The 20,184-nt window shown below is 64.9% G+C and carries 15 protein-coding genes; 5 read left to right on the top strand and 10 right to left on the bottom strand.

Going from position 1 to position 20,184, the window contains the following annotated elements; translation table 11 throughout:
- Positions 1-82: 82 nt before the first annotated feature.
- Complete coding sequence (locus WGH93_RS08475) at positions 83-1,432, top strand: sensor histidine kinase (RefSeq protein ID WP_374764446.1); 1,350 nt, start codon at positions 83-85, stop codon at positions 1,430-1,432.
- A gap of 41 nt (positions 1,433-1,473) precedes the next feature.
- Here WGH93_RS08475 and WGH93_RS08480 read toward each other — a convergent pair whose 3' ends face one another.
- The 3 genes from WGH93_RS08480 to WGH93_RS08490 all read right to left on the bottom strand — a co-directional run bounded on the left by WGH93_RS08480 (position 1,474) and on the right by WGH93_RS08490 (position 5,455).
- Positions 1,474-2,067 (bottom strand): hypothetical protein, encoded by a 594-nt coding sequence (locus WGH93_RS08480; protein WP_374764447.1) that lies wholly within the window; start codon positions 2,065-2,067, stop codon positions 1,474-1,476.
- 155 nt (positions 2,068-2,222) lie between these two features.
- Positions 2,223-2,945: an acetoacetyl-CoA reductase gene (gene phbB, locus WGH93_RS08485; protein ID WP_374764448.1), complete on the bottom strand. Its 723-nt coding sequence runs from the start codon at positions 2,943-2,945 to the stop codon at positions 2,223-2,225.
- Between the two features lie 122 nt (positions 2,946-3,067).
- Positions 3,068-5,455: a glycoside hydrolase family 65 protein gene (locus tag WGH93_RS08490; protein WP_374764449.1), complete on the bottom strand. Its 2,388-nt coding sequence runs from the start codon at positions 5,453-5,455 to the stop codon at positions 3,068-3,070.
- Between the two features lie 313 nt (positions 5,456-5,768).
- Between WGH93_RS08490 and WGH93_RS08495 the strand changes: the two genes are divergently transcribed.
- A complete protein-coding gene (locus tag WGH93_RS08495; RefSeq protein WP_374764450.1) occupies positions 5,769-7,676 on the top strand; it encodes a sodium:solute symporter family protein in 1,908 nt (635 codons plus the stop codon).
- A 305-nt stretch (positions 7,677-7,981) separates the two neighbouring features.
- On the opposite strand, the gene WGH93_RS08500 is transcribed toward WGH93_RS08495, so the two are convergent.
- Together WGH93_RS08500 and WGH93_RS08505 are read right to left on the bottom strand one after the other, a co-directional pair.
- Complete coding sequence (locus WGH93_RS08500) at positions 7,982-8,389, bottom strand: hypothetical protein (protein WP_374764451.1); 408 nt, start codon at positions 8,387-8,389, stop codon at positions 7,982-7,984.
- An 84-nt stretch (positions 8,390-8,473) separates the two neighbouring features.
- Entirely contained in the window at positions 8,474-8,929 is a 456-nt protein-coding gene (locus WGH93_RS08505; RefSeq protein ID WP_374764452.1) for a nucleoside deaminase, read from the bottom strand.
- A gap of 89 nt (positions 8,930-9,018) precedes the next feature.
- On the opposite strand from WGH93_RS08505, the gene WGH93_RS08510 reads away from it, so the two are divergent.
- The 3 genes from WGH93_RS08510 (at position 9,019) to WGH93_RS08520 (ending at position 12,631) form a co-directional block, all read left to right on the top strand.
- Positions 9,019-9,978: a pseudouridine synthase gene (locus tag WGH93_RS08510; RefSeq protein ID WP_374764453.1), complete on the top strand. Its 960-nt coding sequence runs from the start codon at positions 9,019-9,021 to the stop codon at positions 9,976-9,978.
- On the top strand, positions 9,975-10,532 hold the full coding sequence (rsmD, locus tag WGH93_RS08515) for a 16S rRNA (guanine(966)-N(2))-methyltransferase RsmD (protein WP_374764454.1): 558 nt from the start codon (positions 9,975-9,977) through the stop codon (positions 10,530-10,532). Before WGH93_RS08510 ends, rsmD begins: the two co-directional genes overlap by 4 nt.
- Before the next feature lie 122 nt (positions 10,533-10,654).
- On the top strand, positions 10,655-12,631 hold the full coding sequence (locus WGH93_RS08520; protein ID WP_374764455.1) for an ATP-binding protein: 1,977 nt from the start codon (positions 10,655-10,657) through the stop codon (positions 12,629-12,631).
- 15 nt (positions 12,632-12,646) lie between these two features.
- Here WGH93_RS08520 and WGH93_RS08525 read toward each other — a convergent pair whose 3' ends face one another.
- Genes WGH93_RS08525 through ileS form a run of 5 tightly spaced genes read right to left on the bottom strand, consistent with a single transcriptional unit; the run spans position 12,647 to position 20,041 of the window.
- Positions 12,647-14,224, bottom strand: a complete 1,578-nt coding sequence (locus WGH93_RS08525; protein WP_374764456.1) for a glycoside hydrolase family 32 protein — start codon at positions 14,222-14,224, stop codon at positions 12,647-12,649.
- Positions 14,225-14,250: 26 nt separating this feature from the next.
- Positions 14,251-16,185, bottom strand: coding sequence for a DNA mismatch repair endonuclease MutL (gene mutL, locus WGH93_RS08530; RefSeq protein WP_374764457.1), 1,935 nt, complete (start codon positions 16,183-16,185; stop codon positions 14,251-14,253).
- Positions 16,185-16,634, bottom strand: coding sequence for a DUF3035 domain-containing protein (locus WGH93_RS08535; protein ID WP_374764458.1), 450 nt, complete (start codon positions 16,632-16,634; stop codon positions 16,185-16,187). The genes mutL and WGH93_RS08535 overlap by 1 nt, the downstream gene beginning before the upstream one ends.
- Entirely contained in the window at positions 16,624-17,217 is a 594-nt protein-coding gene (gene lspA / locus WGH93_RS08540) for a signal peptidase II (RefSeq protein ID WP_374764459.1), read from the bottom strand. Before lspA ends, WGH93_RS08535 begins: the two co-directional genes overlap by 11 nt.
- On the bottom strand, positions 17,204-20,041 hold the full coding sequence (ileS, locus tag WGH93_RS08545) for an isoleucine--tRNA ligase (RefSeq protein WP_374764460.1): 2,838 nt from the start codon (positions 20,039-20,041) through the stop codon (positions 17,204-17,206). Before ileS ends, lspA begins: the two co-directional genes overlap by 14 nt.
- Positions 20,042-20,184: the final 143 nt, after the last annotated feature.

Consider the following 20,184-nt stretch of genomic DNA (forward strand, 5'->3'; position numbering starts at 1 on the left):
CACAGGTGCGCGCACCCTTGTGCGCACTTTTCGGGGCGCCCGTCTTATGCCCCCGCTTCAAGGGATACCCCCGGAAGACAGAATGATCAGGCACATACACTCCCTCAGTCCGGTTCGCAAACGCCTGAATTCCCTGCTCGCGCTGGTGTTGTTGTCGGGGTTGATCAGCATTCTGGGCGCCACCGAAATTTCCAAGGGCGCGCACCTCTTGAGCCTGAACTATCAACACATCGCGGAAGAACGTCAGCTTTCCAATCTGGTGGAGGATCTGGAACCCGGCGACCTGCGGGCCAATATTGCCCGATTGCAGCAGAAAATCCGGGATGTGCAGAAATTCTCCCAGGCGTGCCTGGATGCCCTGAATTTGATGGACCGGGCCATATTGAAAGGTCTGGGAAACGGGCGGATCATCACCCTGTGCGAGGATGACGTGGCCCTGGCCGACCGGATGCTGGAAACCATAGAGGGCTGGTCCACCCATCCGCTGGACCCGGCGGGCCTTCTCACCGCCATGATGCAGGGCACACGGGAATTCCGGGAAAACTCGGATGCCTTTCAGCCGCTGGTGGTCAGCAGTGAGCGCATCATTTACTGGAGCGTGCTGGCCCTGCTGCTGTTCAAGGCGCTATTGATCCCCGCCATCGGGCTGAAGATCACCCAACAGGTAAACCGGGATTATGGCCGACTTGAAATGGCCGAGGAAACCGTGCGCCAAAGCCGGGACGAGGCCGTGCGCGCCTCCCGCCTGCGGGACGAATTCGTCGCCAACCTGTCTCACGAGCTGCGCACCCCGCTGAACCCGATCATCGGCATGTCGGAAGCCCTGGCCGATGGGCTGGTGAAGGATACGCCGGAAAGTCGCCGCGAATATCTGATGGACATCAACCAGTCCGCCCGACACCTGCTGGAATTGCTGAACCGCACCTTTGACTGGGAAAAGCTCAAACGCGGCCAGTTCACCGTGGTGCTGGAACCCCATGATCTGGACCGCCTGATCCGCTCCACCCTGGCCGAGCGCACCAAACAGGCCGAAGACCGCCGGGTGACCCTGATTTACGACCCAGAATACGGCCAGGACCCCACCGCCCTGATCGACACCACCGCCTGCCGCCAGATTCTCAGCAACCTGCTGGGCAATGCCATCAAGTTCACCAATGCGGGCACGGAAGTGCGGGTCACCCTGACACGACAGGAAGAAACCCTGACCCTGACCATCACGGATCACGGGCCGGGCATCCCCGAAGACCAGATGACCCTGGTGGCGGATGCCTTCTATCGCCGCGAAAACCCGCATATCGCCCCGGAAACCGAAGGGCTGGGGCTGGGCCTGGCACTGGTGACCATGCTGGCCCAGGCAACCCGCGCAACCTTCGCCATGAAGAACCGCCCCGGCGGCGGGCTGCACGTCACGGTACGCTTCCCCGCCGCGTGAAATACCCTGTTGGCAAATCCCTGCCCCGCCCCGCAGGCTTTCTATTCCGCCTGCCGCGGGCTTTCTCGCGGGCTGGGCCCCTCCAGTGCCGCGCCGCGCCCGGATATCAGGCTATGGAACAATCCCCGATTCAACGAAACACGAATCGGCGTGCGACCGGCCCGGTCCAACATCAATGTGGCACCGACCTTTGCCAGAGTCTGCACTTGCTCAGGGTCCACATTGACAATCAGCACACGCTTATAACGAAGCCACTCTTTGATGGCCGGGCTCATGGAACAGCGCACGCACTCGTTTTGCCCATTCCACGGCATGGGGCGCGTGCGGCCTTCGGCCACCTCCTGCCACTGGGGCATGGGGGCACCATTCAACTGAACAGACGTCATCTGAAGGTTCTCCCGCTCCAAATGACGGATAACCATCCAGACTCGACGATCCTGACCGCTTGCAGGATCGGCAGGCATATCCACCAGGCTCACCATGCCGCCATTCAGGGCCTGCAACTGGTCACTGTGAACCATGGCCACCGAGTCCATATCCCGATCAGGTGAGGTCGCCAACCAGCCCGGCTCCCCTTTCGCTGCACATGCCGCCAGAAGCGGGGCAACCAAAAGGACATGCACTATACGAATCATCAGCTTCTCCTATTGCGAAAGAAAGAACATCCCATGGTGGTCTTCATGAAAGCCACACGCAACAAATTTTCGCTCACAAAGCCGTGCAAACAGACAAAAAAAGAGGCACCCGCCTGGGGTGCCCCCGTGATGTGAATAGCCGCTGGCGGGCGGGGTCAATACATGTGCTGACCGCCATTGATGGACAGGGTGGAACCGGTAACGAAACCGGCATCCTCCGCCGCCAGAAAGGCCACGCCGCGGGCGATCTCTTCCGCCTTGCCAAGGCGCCCCACCGGAATTTTGGCCACGATCTTCTGCAACACTTCCTCAGGCACGGCGGCCACCATGTCCGTGTCGATATAGCCGGGCGCCACGGCATTGACCGTCACCCCATAGCGCGCGCCTTCCTGCGCCAGCGCCTTGGTGAAGCCGTGAATGCCGGACTTGGCCGCCGCATAGTTCACCTGGCCATACTGCCCGGCCTGCCCGTTGATGGAGCCGATATTGATGATGCGGCCATATTTACGCTCCCGCATACCGGGGAAGGCCGCCTTGGCCATGTTGAAGCAGGAGCCGAGATTGGTGTCGATCACCGCTTCCCAGGCGTCCCGGTCCATCTTGTGCAGCGTGGCATCCCGCGTGATCCCCGCATTGTTCACCAGCACATCCACCGGGCCGAGTTCCTGTTCGATGGCGGCCATGCCATCCTGAACCGCCTGATAATCGGCCACGTCGAAACGGAAGGTCCGAATGCCGGTCTCTTTCTCGAAGGCTTCCGCCTTTTCCACATTGCCCGCATAGCAGGCGGCGACCTTCATGCCGTCCGCCTTCAAGCGCTGGGCGATCGCGGCACCGATGCCGCGGGTGCCGCCGGTGACAACTGCAACTCGTGTCATATGGGCCTCCTTGTCTTTCCCCGTCGAATCGAAACTATGCCGGGGGCGACGCCCCCGGATCAGGCTGGAAAGGCTCACACGGCCATGAGCTCAAGCGGACACGGCCTCAAGCTGATGGGGGATCACGCCGGCAAAACGGGCGCATCGGGTGCCTTCAAGCTGGCGGTACCATCACTGACCCTGAAATCCTCCCCTTCCACAAGCCTATGGGGCCCGTTTCCGGTATCCACGTCAAGGGGTTCACCCGCCACAAGCGCAATGGTCACGGATTTTTCATCAACCGTCAGACGCAGGCGCCGCCCCCGATAGGTGAGCGGCAGCGTGAAGCCGTCCCACCCTTCCGGCAGCCAGGGGGACAGGTCCAGCCGGTCGGGATGCAGCGTCACCCCGCCAAACCCCGAAGCAAAGGCCAGCCAGGCGCCACCCATGCAGGCGGTATGCACCCCGTCGCCGGTATTGCCCTTGGTGTTGGCGATATCCACCAGCGCTGTTTCGCGGAAATAGTCCATCGCCCGGTCCTTCATGCCGAGTCGCCCGGCCATGATGCTGTGTATGGGCGGCGACAGCGAACTGTCATGAACGGTGAGCGGCTCATAATAGTCATAGGTGGCGCGGATCTGATCGGCGCTCAGCCCGTCCGGCGTCATGAAGGTGGCCATCACCGCGTCCGCCTGCTTGCACACCTGATGGCGATAAATCACCAGCGGATGATAGTGCAGCAAAAGCGGATAATGGTGTTTGGGCGTCTCGTCGAACGGCCAGACCGGGCGGGACAGGAAGAAATCATCCTGCGCGATGAAGCTGCCGTCCGGGCTCATGGGCAGATACATTTTGTCCGCCGCGTCCTGCCAGAAGTCCAGCTCGCTGTCTTTCAGGTCCAGCCGCTGGGTCAGGGCCGCGTAATCCTGCGGATAATGTTCCTTCAGCCAGCGGGCGCTGGAAACGGCGAATTTCAGGTGCATCGCCGCCATGGCGTTGGTGTAATAATTGTTGTCCACAATGGCGGTGTATTCGTCCGGCCCGGTCACGCCGGGAATGCAGAAACGGTCATCGCGGGCGGGGTTGAAAAAGCCCACATCGGCCCATACCCGCGCCGTTTCCAGCACCACTTCCAGCGCCGTGTGGCGCAGGAAATCCGTGTCGCCGGTGGCCAGCACATATTGCCGGATGGCATAGGCGATATCCGCATTGATGTGATATTGTGCCGTGCCCGCCGGGAAATAGGCGGAACACTCCTCGCCGCCAATGGTGCGCCACGGAATCAGGGCGCCTTTCATGTGGCCCAGATCGCGCGCGCGGCTGCGGGCCTTTTCCAACATGGAACAGCGATAGGCCAGCAGGCTGCGGGCAATGTCGGGCCGGGCATAGGTGAAGAAGGGCAGGATATAGACTTCCTTGTCCCAGAAATAGTGCCCGTCATAGCCGTTGGACGACAGCCCCTTGGCGGCAATGCCCCGCCGACCGTCGAACCCCGCGCCCTGCAACAGGTGATATCCGGCAAAACGCAGCGCCCGTTGCATGTCCGGGTCGCCGTGCAGTTCGATATCGGCGCTTTCCCAGAAGGCGGCCAGATAGCGTTTCTGCTCCTCCGCCAGCATATCGATGCCGCCTGCCCTGACCCGATCCAGCGCCCCCCAGGCGCGGCGTTCGGTCTCGGTGGCGGCCGCGTGATTGTCGTGGGTGATGGCGATCAGCTTGTCCAGCCGGGCCGAGCCGCCCGCATCCAGCGCCGCTTCGAAGACAAAGCTGGCGGCGCCGCGGTCGCTGGCCACATCCACCGGCTCCCCTTGGCTGAACACATGATCGATGGCGGTGACCACGCCGAAGTCCGCGCCGGTGGCGCCGGTGAACATGGCCGCCGCCCGGTCCCGCACATCCGTGATATGGCTGCGATTGGCGAAATCCGCGATGGTGGTGCCCTTGCGGCTGTCCGTGGCGTCGCTCTGGGCTTCGTCCTCCAGGTCGCCATGATCCCTCAGATGGGAAACCAGCCGGATGGTGCAGGGTGTGACGGCCTCCATATCCATACGCTGGGCGATGATCGCCCGTTCGCAGAAGGATGCGAGCCTGAGGAAGCGCAGCCGCACACGGGCGCCGGACGGGGCTTCCCAGTCCAGCGTGCGGCGCAGGATGCCTTCGCGGTAATCCAGATGCCGTTCATAGGCGTGCAGCGTGCCACGGGCGATATCCAGCCGTTCCCCGTCCACCCATATTTCCACCGCCTTGCCGTCCGGCCCGGTGAAGATGCTCTGGTGGGTGCGCGCCAGCCCATAGGCGTTTTCGGGATAGACGATACCCCCCTGATCATAGATGCCGTTGAGGAAAGTCCCCTCCGCGCCGCCATCGCGGGTCAGCGAGGTGCCCTCCTCGAACGTGCCCCGCGTGCCCAGATAGCCGTTCCCCAGGGCGAACAGGGTCTCGTTCAGCAAAAGGCTTTCCCGCGTCGGGTCTGTCTCGCTCACCGACCAGACGGCGGTGTTCGGCGGCACGGTGGTATCACAAGCGGCCATGGTCCTTGTCCCTCATATCGTACAAAACACGCTGATCCCCCTGCTGCCATCGCTCCCCTCGCCCGGCAACAGGACATTTCTGTCTTATGCCGAAAGCCGGACCCAATTGCAATCGATTGCAAACGCTGTCTGCATCGGGTATGGCTTGTCGGCATCTGTTTTTTGCCGCGATCTTGCCTTGCTCTATGGCACGGGGAGCGGTGTAAGCTGTGTGTCGGTATTCAGTTCGGTTCGGGTGGCAGACACCCGGCGATCGCAGTAAGAGGGGCGCGATCACCGGTGCCACGTCCGACCTTGGGGAGGGAGACGGGTCATGCTCGATCTGGCGATCATTCTGGCCTTTGTGGTCTATGCGGTTGGCAGTGGCTTTGCCGCCAAAAAGGAAGCGTCACGCGATCTGGTCGATTATTTCCTGGCCGGGCGCACCATCACCGGCTGGCGGGCCGGCTTTTCCATGGCCGCCACGCAGTTCGCGGCGGATACACCGCTGATCGTCATGGGCCTGATGGCCACTGGCGGCATTTTCCTGGTCTGGCGTTTCTGGGTTTATGGCCTGGCCTTTCTGATGCTGGGCTTCCTGATCGCCGCGCGCTGGCGCCGCGCCAATGTGCTGACCGATGCGGAGCTGACCGAAACCCGCTATAGCGGGCGCGGCCTGCTGGGGCTTCGGGCGCTCAAGGCGGTCTATTACGGCACCGTGATCAACTGCACCGTCATGGCCTTTGTGATCGTCGCCGCCGTGCGCGTGGCGGAAGTGTTCCTGCCCTGGCATCTGTGGCTGCCGGAGGGGCTGTTCGGCGCGCTTTCCGGTGCGGTAAGCTCTCTGGGCATGACCCTGACCGCCGGCTCGCAGGCGCTGGACCCGGTGACCGCCACCACCAATAATGTGCTGTCCATCGCCCTGATGCTGATTTTCATTTCCACCTATTCCGTCACCGGCGGCCTGCGCAGCGTGATCGCCACGGACGTGGCCCAGTTCATGATGGCGCTGGTGGGTACCGCCGGTTTTGCCTGGGTGGTGGTGGCCGAGAATGGCGGCCTTGGCAACATGCTGGCCCGTATGGAAAACCTGTACGGCATCGACCGGGTGGAGCAGATTCTCTCCTTCTCCCCCGGCGCGGGGGAGGCCCTGGTGCCCTTCATCGCGGTCATGGGCCTGCAATGGTTCTTTCAGGTCAATGCGGACGGCACCGGCTATCTGGCGCAGCGCTCCATGGCCTGCAAAACGGATCGGGATGCCCGCATTGCCGCAGTGGTCTTCACATGGATGCAGGTGGTGGTGCGCAGCCTGTTCTGGCTGATCATCGGCATCGGCCTGATGACGCTCTTCCCCTTCGATACCGGCGCCACGGTGAACGAAGCCTTCAAGTCCGACCGGGAGATGACCTTCATCCTGGGCATTGACCAGTTGTTGCCGCCCGGCATCAAGGGGCTGATGCTCACCGGTATGCTGGCGGCGCTGGCCTCCACCATCGATACGCATCTGAACTGGGGCGCCAGCTATTATTCCAACGACCTCTACAAGCGCATCCTGTGCCAGCACTATCTGAAGCGGGAGCCGGACAACAAGGAACTGGTGCTGGTGGCCCGGCTGTCCAACATCCTTATTCTGGGCATCGCGCTGTTCATCATGACCCAACTGGGCTCGATCCAGACCGGCTGGCAAATCTCGCTGCTGTTCGGTGCCGGGGTGGGCGGCGTGATCGTCCTGCGCTGGTTCTGGGAACGAATCAATCTCTACAGCGAAATCGCCGCCATGGCCGTCTCCCTGGTGCTGGGGCTGTTCCTGCTCACCTTCCTGCCCGGCGCGGAGAATGACTGGCTCCGTCTGGTCATCATGGCCTTCGGCTCCACCGCCACCGCCATTCTGGTGGCCTATGTGACCCCGGCAACCAACAAGGAAAAGCTGGTGGCCTTCTATCGGCAGGTGCGCCCGGCGGGCTTCTGGAAGAAAACCGCCGAAGCCGCGGGGGAAGACCCGCGCCTGGCGTGGCACGACCTGAAAGCGGGCACCATCGCCACCCTGACCACGGCGCTGTCCATCTTCACCGCGCTGGTGGGCCTGAGCAAACTGATCATGCCCAGCCCCGGCGAAGGGATCTGGTTCCCCATACTGTTGCTGGTGATCTCGGCGGCGCTGGTGCCAGTCTGGTGGCGTTACGGCCAGTTGGGCAAGGCACATGCCGACGGGCCGGATGATCCGCTGGCGCGGCATCTTTAGGTCTTTTGCCGCTCACGCTCTGTTCCGCTCACGCAAGCGCGCTATCGCGCGCTCCGCGGGGGCGCCGCACTGGCGGCGGGCCACGCTTGTGGCCTCCGCTCATCCCGCGCAGTGGCGGGATGGCGGTAGGTTTTTTTACCGCTCACGCCTGAGCGCTGCGCGCTACGGCTCCGCGAGGGCGCCGCATGGGCGGCGGGCCACGCTTGTGGCCTCCGGCGCCGCCGTGGGCAGCACCGGTAGAAGCAACGCTGGTGCAAGTGGGTTTTGGCGGCGGGGGCGACAATCGTTCAGATAAAGCTGCCTTGTCAGCCTTCACCCTTGGGCCGGTAGAGAAACGTGATGAACAGCGCCACCAACACGCCGAACACCAGATGCATGGGCGCCATTGAAACGATCAGACCCGGCGGGACGATATCCAGCGAGCCCAGCATCACCAGGTCATTGCCAAGGAACAGCAGACCGGTCATCAAGCCATAAAGCGCGCCATGGCCATAATGGCGCGTCTTCACGAACAGAAAGAAGATCGTCACGATCGCCACGGTCTGCACCATGTGACCGGGCATCACCAGCCAGGCATAGGGTTCCCCCTCCGCGCGCAGATTGGTGGTCATGCGATCATAATACTCGCTGAGCAAACCCTGCGGAATCGCATATAACAGGCCATAGAGCACAAACGCCCCAACCAGGGCCGCCCCGTACCGTTTCCAGTTCATTTTCCCCTCCCCAACATGCGGACCCCACCGCATTCACGGCTCTCCCCAAGCTGCGCCCCCACTATACCAGCCTGCCGGTCAGCTTCAATCGCGTCGTGCCCGGAAGAAATCCCGCAACAGCGCCGCCGCCGCGCGGTCATGGATGCCGCCATAGATGTCCGGGCGGTGGTGCGTGGTGGCCCGATCGAAGATGCGCGCCCCATGGGCCACCCCGCCACCCTTGGGATCATCGGCGCCATAATACAGCCGCCTGATGCGGGCAAAGGCGATGGCCTGGGCACACATGGCGCAGGGTTCCAGCGTCACGAACAGGTCGCAGTCCACCAGCCGCGCCGAACCAAGCCGGGCACAGGCGGCGCGAATGGCACGGCATTCCGCGTGGGCGGTGGGGTCGTGGTCCGTCTCGACCCGGTTGGCCGCCTCCGCCAGTACGGTGCCATCCGCCCGCACCACCACAGCGCCCACCGGCACCTCGCCCGCCTGTGCGGCGGCGCTGGCCAGGCTCAGCGCCCGGCGCATATGGGGAAAGGTGTCGATCATGGGGCGAGAGCATCCCCCCGCCGGGCCAAAGCGTCAAGCCTGCGAACAGCCGATTGCCACGCCCGCGCGGCTCGCTTATGGTGCGCGCCATGACAGACAAGCAGACACATACGCCCCCGTCCGACCGAGGCGATCGCATCGCCAAGGCGCTCGCCCGTGCCGGGGTGGGCTCCCGGCGCGATGTGGAGACCATGATTCAAGACGGGCGCGTGGCAATCGACGGCACGCCGGTGAAAACCCCGGCCACCTTCATCACCACGCTGGATGGCATCACCGTGGACGGCCAGCCGGTCGCCGCCGTGGAACGCACGCGCCTGTGGCGGCTGAACAAGCGGCGCGGCCAGCTTACCACGCACAAGGACCCGGAAGGGCGGCGCACCGTGTTCGACTCCCTGCCCGCCCATATGGGCCGGGTGGTTTCGGTGGGACGGCTGGACATGAGCACCGAGGGCCTACTGCTGCTGACCAATGACGGGGCGCTGGCACGCTGGCTGGAATTGCCGAAACACGGCCATGTGCGCCGCTACCGGGTGCGCGTGCATGGCACGGTGGAACCCCGCCGGCTGGACGCGCTGAAGGATGGCATCACCATTGACGGCGTTCAGTACGATTCCATCATTGCCACGCTGGATCAGCAGACCGGCGCCAATGCCTGGCTGTCCGTCGCCATAACCGAGGGAAAGAACCGGGAAGTGCGGCGGGTGATGGAGCATCTGGGCCTGAGCGTGAACCGGCTGATCCGGGTCGCTTACGGCCCGTTCACGCTGGGCAAGCTGCCCCCCGGCGCGGTAAGCGAAGTGCCCACCGCCCAGCTTGTGGACCTGATCGGCACCTATTTTGAAGACGCCCCCAAGCCCGTGGTGGCGGATACGCCCCGGCTAACCCCGTCCAAATGGGCCAAGGCGAAAAAGCGCCCCACCAAGCCGGGGGACAGGCGCCGCGCCGCCCGCCCGAAAAACGCGGGCCCCAAAAGCGCGGTTCCGAAAGGCGAAAAAGCAGCGGACAAACATCCCAAAGACGGCAAAAAGCAGGGACGATCCCGGCCATGACCCGGATCATCGCCGGGCGATTCCGGGGGCGTCGGCTCATGGTACCGTCGGGCCGGGATACCCGTCCCACCACCGACCGGATGCGGGAACGGCTGTTCGCCATACTGGAAGGCGGCGCGTTCGGCGGCCTTGCCGGGGCGCGGGTGGCCGATCTGTATGCCGGAACCGGCGCTTTGGGGCTGGAAGCCCTGTCACGCGGGGCGGCCCATGTGAGCTTTGTGGAAAAGGCCCCCGCCGCGCTGAAGGCGCTTCAGGCCAATCTGGATGCGCTGGGGGTCCGCCGCGAAACCCGCGTGCACCGGCTGGATGCCAGCCGCACCGCGCCGCCTGACGGCCCGTTTGACCTGATCCTGATGGACCCGCCCTATCATGGCGGCCTGGCGGCGCCCACGCTGGCCCGCCTGGCAGCGGCGGAAAGCCTGGCCAGCGGCGGCCTGATCGCGCTGGAAACCGGCGCCGATGAAATCCCCGACACCAACCCCTTTCATCTGCGGGATCGTCGGCGACAAGGGCGGCAACAGATTCTGTTGCTGTCACTGGACAGCCCCGAATAACCACCGCCCCTTCAGGGGCGCCCTCTCTCCAGGGCTTGACGTTTCGCACCGGATGCCCTCCCCTGTTGCCATGGGGGAGTACACTCCGGCACCTGAGTCGGAAAGGGAGGAAGAAGGCCATCATGTTCCGGCCAAGCGCAGCACTGGGCGACGAAAGCGGCAATGCGGACGCGAAGCGCTGGCTGGGCGCCTGCTGGTTCGGGCGCAAGCCCGACTCGCCCCGCCTGTACAGGCGCCTGCAACTGGAACAACAAAAAGAGCTGATCTCCCAGGCGCCGTGGGTGTCGGCCATTGTCTGGATCAATGCCACCCTGATCCTTGCGGTCTTTTTCAGGATCGCCCCCCTGTCACAGGGGCTGATCTGGTATGGCCTGATCGCCGCCATTGCCATGATGCACCTTTATGGCTGGCTGCGGCTGCGTGGCCGGCCCGATCCGAAAACCGTCACCGGCAACACCCTGCGCAAATCCGGCTTCTGGTCCGCGATTCTGGGCGGCCTGTGGGGCATGACACCGCTGATCTTCTTCACCCCCGACATGCTGCATTACCAGTTTTTCGTGGTGGCGGTGATTGGCGGCATGATGGCGGGGGTGGGCTCCATCCTCCACCCCGTACCGCAGATCGTGAACGGCTTTCTGCTAACGGCGGTCATCCCGATCATCGTGTTCTTCGCCACCCGCGACAGTGTGCTGCACCAGGTCACGGCCTTCATGCTTCTGGTGTATCTGGTGGCGCTGATGGTCATGGCCCGGCGCAGCTATAACCGCTTCGCGGAACTTGTCGTCACCCATGACAAGGCCGAAGCCGCCAATCGCGCCAAGTCCGATTTCCTCGCCACCATGAGCCATGAAATCCGCACGCCGCTCAATGGCATTCTGGGGATGCTGGACCTGCTGATGGAGGAGGACCTGCACCCGCGCCAACAGGATCTGGCGGACACGGCGCGTCGATCCTCCCGCTCGCTGATGCGGGTGATCAATGACATTCTGGATTTTTCCAAGATGGAAGCGGGGCGGCTCAACATCCACGGCGAAGCCATGACACTGGACGGGTTGTTGGATGACCTGCTGCCGCTGGTGGAGCCCGCCGCCCGGCAAAAGGGGCTGAACATCCGCGTGGAGCGGGCCCCGGACGCGCCGAATGCCTTTGTGGGCGACCCGCTGCGCCTGCAACAGGTGCTGCTCAATCTTCTGGGCAATGCGGTCAAATTCACCGATGAGGGCACGATTTCCCTGGCCGTGCGGCGAACGGATGCCGAAGCCGGGGACCGGCCCGTCCGGCTGTCGCAATCACCGGATGATCAACCGGGCGAACCCGGCCCCGCCAGCGACGTGCTGGTTTTCACCGTCACCGATACCGGCATCGGCATCCCGCAAGACAAGCTGGGAGAGCTGTTCCGGCGTTTCACTCAGGTGGACAGCTCCCGCGCGCGCCGCCATGAGGGTACCGGGCTGGGGCTTGCCATCTGCCGGGAACTGGTAAGCCGCATGGGCGGCGTCATCTTTGCCACCAGCGAGGACGGCAAGGGCAGCACCTTTACGGTCACCCTGCCGGTACAGGCCTGCGAGGCGCCGAAACCATCGGTCGCCCCCGAAGCCAGCGCACCCGTGCCCCTGTCCATTCTGGTGGCGGAAGACAATGACGTGAGCGCCAAACTGATGGGGCGCCTGCTCAGGGCCGATGGTCACCGCGTGACCCGCGCGGAAAATGGCCGGGTGGCGGTGGACCTGATCACCGCGGGTGGCCATCAGGAAAGCGCCGAGGGCACCACCGGAACCCCCGACACGCGCTTCGATCTGGTGCTGATGGATGGCCGAATGCCGGAAATGGACGGGATAAGCGCCTGCCGGGCCATTCGGGACGCCGGATATGACCTGCCGATCGTGGCGCTGACCGCCGACACGGACGACAATCAGGCGGAAGCCTTTCTGGAAGCCGGGATGCAGGCGGTGCTGACCAAGCCGGTCGATCGCCACATGATCCGCAAGACCCTGGCGCAGTTCAGCGCCGGGCCTAAGACCACGCCCCCGCCCGAAACAGGCGCGCCGCCACCGGCTGGCAATACGGACGCGCTGGACAGCCTGCTCGATCGCATCTGAAAAGCCGCGGCGCCCCTAGCGCCCGGCTGGCTTCCCCTCGCCCGGCGCCCGCACCGTCAGCCCGCTGACCCGCGCCACGCCGCCTTTGGCATAGAGGAACATCCCGTCCGCCGATGCAGGGGCGAATACACGCTCGGAAAAGACCAGCGTGCCATCCTCGGCGAAGACCTCAAGCGTGCTGTTGTCCAGCACCAGCGTCAGGTCGATGGGGGTCTGGCCGGACGCCAGCGGCGCGCTGTGCCGGGCGGGGAAATGTTCCGCCATCACCGCATTATGGGCCGGGCCCGATCGGCGGCGATCCACATAAAGCGTTTCCCCCCTGGCATCATAACCGATGCGGGTTTCCACCCCCGCGCCCGCATAAACGGCAATGCCGCTGTCCGTCGCCGCGCCTGGGTCCAGTGTCAGGCTGACCACCATCTGGCGCCCGCTGACGGCCTCCCCCGCCACCATGAGCGGCTGGCGGCCCGTTACCGACCGGGCCTCGCCGCGCCGGTCCCGGCCTTCGGGCAATAGCGGGGTCTGGCGCAATACGGGGATGCCGTCCCGTTCCGTCAGGTCCACCCGGCGGGCCAGGGTCATGGCGCCGCGCCATGGCCGGGTGGGCATGTCCTGCGCATAGCGCCAGTCGGCGAACCAGGCGAGCCAGAGCCGCTTGCCATCGGGCGACGGCGCGCCGGAAAAGCTCTGGGCGGCGTAAAAATCCGCGCCATAATCCACGAAATGGGCCGGGCCGTCCGCATAGGCCGGGTCCGGCGTGAAGCGGGTGCCGTCAAAATCGCCCACAAAGGCCATGCCGCCGGACCCGCCCGCAGGTGCCCCCCGGCCCAGGTCCACCTGTAACACCCAACGGGTTTCCGGCCCGCCATCCACGGGCACCCGGAACAGGTCCGGGCATTCCCATACGCCGCCCGTGGACCCCATCGGCCCGAAATCGGACAGGTGGGTCCAATCCTTCAGATCGGGGGAGCTGTAAAAGGCGATTTTGTGCGCCTTGGCCTTGGCCACCGCCATGACCCAGCGGTCGCTCTCATCGTGCCAGAACACCTTGGGATCGCGGAATTCCCTTGATCCGATATCAAGCACCGGATTGCCCGCATGGCGGGCCCATGTTTCGCCCTTGTCCAGGCTGTAGGCCAGATGCTGGCGCTGTGCCTTCGTCTCGGGGTCATAGGCGGTATAGATCGCCACCAGCGGCGGATTGTCCGCGCTGCCGAAACCGCTGGTGTTGTCATGGTCCACCACCGCCGAGCCGGAAAAGGCCATATGATCGTCCGTCTCCGGCAGGGCGATCGCCTTTTCGTCCCAGTCCAGCAGATTATCGCTGGTGGCGTGGCCCCAACTCATATGGCCCCAGCGGATGCCTTCAGGATTGTGTTGATAGAACAGATGATAGGTGCCGTCCTGCCAGACCAGCCCATTGGGATCGTTCATCCAGTGCCGCGCCGGTGTGAAATGAAAGCCAGGCCGCCAGTGCTGTGTGGCGGGGCCGCTGTCCCGCGCCTTTTCCGGCACCGGATCGGCGGCGGCCACGGATGCCGGGCCGGTAAAGGCAGTGGCGGCGAGCAGCAGGGCGGCACAGGCTTGTTTCATGGCATGATCCTTTCACGGGGAGCCGCTCAGCGGCGGCCAAACAGGCGCTCTATATCGGCCAGTTTCAGTTCCACATAGGTGGGGCGGCCATGATTGCACTGGCCGGAATGGGGCGTGGCCTCCATTTCCCGCAGCAGGGCGTTCATTTCCTCCACAGTCAGCCGCCGCCCGGCGCGCACGCTGCCATGACAGGCAATGGTGCCGCACACATCCTCCAGTTTTTCCTTCAGGCTCAAGGCCTCGTCCAGTTCGGTCAGTTCATCGGCCAGGTCCCGCACCAGTCCCGGCACATCCAGCTTTTGCATCAGGGCCGGGGTTTCGCGCACCACCACGGCCCCCTCGCCGAACGGTTCGATCACCAGCCCAAGTTCCAAAAGTTCCGCCCGCCGCGCCAGAAGCCGCTGGCAGGGGCCGTCCTCCAGTTCCACCACATCGGGCATCAGCAGGGCCTGCCGGGCCACGCCGGTCTCGCTCAGTGCCCGCTTCATGCGCTCATAGACCAGCCGCTCATGGGCGGCGTGCTGATCCACGATGACAATGCCGTCGCGGGTTTGCGCCACCACATAGGTTTCATGAAGCTGACCCCGCGCCACGCCGAGCGGAAAGCTCTCCAGCTCCGATGACCCGACCGCTTCCGCCGCGAAGGTGCGGGCGCTGGGCGCCGTCATGTCCGTGCCCGCCGGGTCCAGGCCAAGCTGGGCGGTGTCCGTCATGCCCCGGCCCGATGCCTGTCCCGGTGCCTGTCCGGGCGCTTGCATGTGCAGCGCCGCCTGTGGGTCCGCCGCCCCGGAAAAGGTGCCCTCAGTGAAGCGGGGCGGCATGGTGGGGCGTTCCCGGCCCGCGCCATAGGGCAGCGCCGGCCCCGACCCTTCCGGGCGCATGGCCCCAAGGGCGGACCCGGCCACGGTGGTGCTGGCCCGATGCCCCGCCGCGGCCAGACCATGGCGCAGGGCGGACACGATCAGCCCGCGCACCAGCCCGCTGTCTCGGAAGCGCACCTCCGCCTTGGCCGGGTGCACGTTCACATCCACGAATTCAGGGGGCACATCCAGAAACAGGGCCAGCACCGGGTGCCGGTCCCGCGCCAGATAATCCTGATAGGCACCGCGCACCGCCCCGGTCAGCAGACGGTCCTTCACCGGGCGGCCATTGACGAACAGATACTGATGCTGGGCATTGCCACGGGAAAAGGTGGGCAGCCCCGCATAGCCGGTCAGCCTCAGCCCCTCCCGTTCCGCATCGATGGGGATGGCATTGTCCTGAAACTGCTGGCCCAGCACCGCCGCCAGCCGGGCCAGGCGCGGGTCCAGCGCCGCATCGCCGGTTGGCGGGGCGCGAAAGCGGCTGCGGCTGCGGCTGCCGTCCCACAGGGAAAAGGCCACCTGCGGATGCGCCATGGCCAGCCGCTTGACCATATCCAGCGCCTGGCCGGTCTCGGTGCGCGCGGTTTTCAGGAATTTAAGCCGGGCGGGGGTGGCATAGAACAGGTCGCGCACTTCCACCCTGGTGCCGGGATTGCAGGCGGCAGGGGCCACATCGCCAATGGCGCCCCCCTCGACCCGAAGCCGGTGGCCATTGTCGCTGTCGGGCTGGCGGCTGGTCAGTGTCACCTTTGCCACGGAGGCGATGGAGGCCAGCGCCTCCCCGCGAAAGCCGAGCCAGTCAATATGCACCAGGTCGCCCTGCGGCAGCTTGCTGGTGGCGTGGCGTTCCACCGCCAGCGGCAGGTCCGACGCCGCCATGCCGCGCCCGTCATCCACAACGCGGATCAGCGTGCGCCCGCCATCTTCCAGGGTCACATCAATGGTGCGGGCGCCCGCATCAATGCTGTTTTCCACCAGTTCCTTCACGGCACTGGCGGGCCGTTCCACCACCTCCCCGGCGGCGATTCGGTCGATCAGATCCCGCGCCAGGCGCCGGAGCGGTGCGGGATCGGGGTGGCGGGCGGCGGGATCGGGCATCAGCGCCCTGTCTCACCCCCGGCCATGATCCGCACATTGTCCGGGCGATACTGCACATCCCCCAGGTCCAGCAGATCCGGCAGCAGCAGGGTTTTCTTCACCACGCGCAGGTCCACCTGCCCCGCATTGGAGCGCACATCCGGCCCGGCGGAGCGCAGTTCGCGCAAAAGCGCCACTTCGCCATCGGACAATTCCTTGCGCTTGTCGAAATCCGCATTGGGGAACAGGGCTTCATAAGCCTGCCGCCCCGGATTGATTTCCTGTGCGCGCGGTTCGCCGGGGCGCGGCGGTGCCAGATCGGCTTCCGGGGGCACCACCAGCGGCGCACGATCCACCACGCTGAATTCGTCCGGCGCGTTCTTGCCGCCACCGCAGGCCGCGATGGTCAGGGCAAGCGCGGCGGCAAGCCCGGCCTTGAGCGCGGGATGTAAGGACTTTTTACTGGTCACGGGAAGCGCCTCCCTTCCGGTTTGAATGCGTGTCCGCCCCGTTGGTACCGGATGACGGACGTTCAGGATTTGTAGGGGTTTTGGCCCGATCCCGCAAGCCATCCACCAACAGCGCCGCCACGCCAAGCGTAATCGCCGCATCCGCCACATTGAACACATAGAAATGATAGTCGAAAGCGTGCAGATGGACAAAATCCACCACCGCGCCGTGAATCACCCGATCCAGCACATTGCCGAGCGCGCCGCCAACCACCGCGCCCAGTGCCAGCGCCTCCACCGGGCGCTGACTGCGCCACAGCCAGCGCAGCAGCCAGATCACCACCAGCAGGGTCAGGCCGATCAGCCCGGCGCGGCCAACCAGATCCCCAAGGGGCAGATTCATGGAGATGCCGCGATTCCAGACCAGAGTGAAGTCGAGAAAGGGCAACAGGGAAAGTCGCCCCCGCGTGGCCAGATCAAGGCCCGCCAGCACGCCCCATTTGACAAGCTGATCCAGCACGAACACGGCCCCCGCAAGGGCCAGCGCCCGGCGGCGCCAGTGTGCGGGCCGGGCCGGGCCGGGCGCGGGGTCAGGCATTGCCATGGGCGCCCACCGCCTGCTGGCAGCGGCTGCACAGGCTGTCTTGAGCCGCCGCCACTTCCGGCAAAACCTGCCAGCAGCGATCGCACTTGGCGCCTTCCGCCCGCGTGGTGACCACGGCCACGCCGGGCACGTCGCCCAGTGTGAAGGCATCCGCCGGGGCATCCGCCTGAACGGCTTCCGCCGCCGAGGTGATGGTCAACTCCGCCAGGTCGAGCCCGCGCAACACATCGATATCCGCGCTGTCGGACACATAAAGCGTCGCCGCCGCCTCAAGACTGGCGCCGATGCGCTTTTCCCGCCGGTCCACTTCCAGCGCGCCGGTAACCACCCGGCGCAGGGTGCGCACCCGGTCCCAGCGGTCGGCGAGGCCGCTGTCCCGCCACGCATCGCCCACCGGGTCGAAGGTCTGGCGGTGAACACTGTCGGCGTCCGCCCCGAATCGGGATTGCCACACGTCTTCGGCGGTGAAGACGAGCACCGGCGCCAGCCATTTGGTCAGCCGGTAGAAGATGGCATCCAGCACGGTGCGCGCCGCGCGGCGACGGAGCGCATCCCCGCCGTCGCAATAGAGGCAGTCCTTGCGGATGTCGAAATAGAAGCTGGACAGGTCGGAAATGCAGAACTGGTACAGCGCCTGAATATAGGGGGTATAGTCATAGCGATCCGCATAACCGCGCAATTCGCCGTCCAGCATGTGCAGACGGTGCAGCATATAGCGTTCCAGCGCGGGCATCTCGGCGACCGCCAGACGCTCGCTTTCCTCAAAGCCCGCCAGATTGCCCAACAGGAAGCGCAGGGTGTTGCGGATCTTGCGGTAGGCATCCACCTGGCCCTTGATGATCTCGTCGCCAATGCGGTGATCTTCCACATAATCCACCGACACCGCCCACAGCCGCAGGATATCGGCACCGAACTGGTCCACCAGCTTCAGGGGGTCCACCACATTGCCCACCGACTTGGACATCTTGCGCCCCTGGGCATCCATGGTGAAACCGTGGGTCACCACCGAGCGATAGGGCGCCCGGCCCCGCGTGCCGCAGGATTCCAGCAGGCTGGACTGGAACCAGCCCCGGTGCTGGTCGGAGCCTTCCAGATACACATCCGCGGGCCAGGACAGATCATCGCGGCCTTCCAGCACGAAAGCGTGGGTGCAGCCGCTGTCGAACCACACGTCCAGAATGTCCCGCACCTTTTCATAGGCGTCCGGGTCATGATCCGGGCCGAGCAGGTCCGCCGCCGGTGTGGCAATCCAGGCATCGGCGCCGCCGGCGCGCACCGCGTCCACGATGCGGGCGTTCACCGCCGGGTCGTTCAACGGTTCACCGGTTTCCCTGTGCACGAACAGCGTGATGGGCACGCCCCAGCTCCGCTGGCGGGAGATCACCCAGTCCGGCCTGTCAGCCACCATGCTTTCAATGCGCTTCTGGCCGCGCGCGGGGAACCAGGCCACATCCTCCCGGATGGCGCTGAGCGCCCGGTCCCGAAGGCCGCCATGATCCATGGAAATGAACCACTGGGCCGTGGCACGGAAAATCAGCGGCGCCTTGGACCGCCAGCTATGGGGATAGCTGTGGACCATCCGGCTTTTTGCCATCAGCGCGCCCGCGTCCGCCAGCAGGTCGCACACCTCGTCCCCCACCTTGTACACATGGCGCCCGGCCAGCAGCGGCAACTGGTCGTGATAGGTGCCGTCCTCCCGCACCGTATAGGGGATTTCCAGATCGAACCGGCGGCCCACGTCATAGTCTTCCTCCCCATGGCCGGGGGCGGTATGGACAAAGCCGGTGCCCGCTTCCGTGGTCACATGATCGCCCGGCAGCAGCGGCACGTCATAGTCATAGCCCTGCCCGCGCCACGGATGGGCCAGCACGCCGCCTTCCAGCGCGGTACCGTCGAAGCGTTCCAGCACCGTATGATCGGCGATGCCCGCCCGCCCGGCAAAGGCGGCGAGCAGATCGCTTGCCACCACCAGTTTGGCACCGGGCGCCACCAGCGCGCCTTCCGTCACGCCGTCCACCCGGATCAGGCTGTAGGCGATATCCGGGCCGTAACAGACCGCGCGGTTGCCCGGCATGGTCCAGGGCGTGGTGGTCCAGATGACAATGCGGGCGTCCCGGTGATCGGCCAGCGCCACCGGCGCCTTGACAAGCTCGAACGCCACGTCGATCTGAGTGGAGGTGTGGTCGTGATATTCCACCTCCGCTTCCGCCAGCGCGGTCTTTTCCACCGGTGACCACATGACCGGCTTCAATTTGCGGTAAATGGCGCCGGATTCGGCGAATTTCAGCAATTCGGCCACGATGGTGGCCTCGGCCTCGTAAGCCATGGTGGTATAGGGATTGTCCCAGTCCCCCAGAACGCCCAGGCGCTTGAACTGTTCCTTTTGCCGCTCGATCCAGTGATCGGCAAAGGCGCGGCATTCCTGGCGGAAGGCCACCGGGTCCACCGCGTCCTTGTCCATTTTCTTCTTGCGGTACTTTTCCTCGATCTTCCATTCGATCGGCAGGCCGTGACAGTCCCAGCCGGGCACATAGGGCGCGTCATAGCCCTGCATCTGCCGGGTGCGCACGATCACATCCTTCAGGATCTTGTTCAGCGCATGGCCCATGTGAATGTCGCCATTGGCATAGGGCGGGCCGTCATGCAGCACGAAGCGGTCACGATCCGCGCTATCCCGGCGCAACTGTCCGTACAGGCCCTGATCCTGCCATTGCTTCAGGAAGCCCGGCTCCCTCTTGGGCAGGCCCGCGCGCATGGGAAAATCCGTGCGCGGCAGGAATAATGTGTCCTTGTAGTCGGGTTTGGCGTCGGCATCAGAGGCCATGAGGCTCACTCCGCGAAAAAGGCCCGCGCCACCGGATCGAACCGCACCGGGCGCGCCTGTCCTTGCTGTCAAAAGAGGGCACCCGCGCTCACTGGTTCAGCGCGCGGCCCGTACCGGCCAGCCTTCTAGCAGGGAGCCCGGCG

The organism is Yunchengibacter salinarum, assembly GCF_037658235.1.
GTDB lineage: Bacteria > Pseudomonadota > Alphaproteobacteria > Sphingomonadales > Kordiimonadaceae > Yunchengibacter > Yunchengibacter salinarum.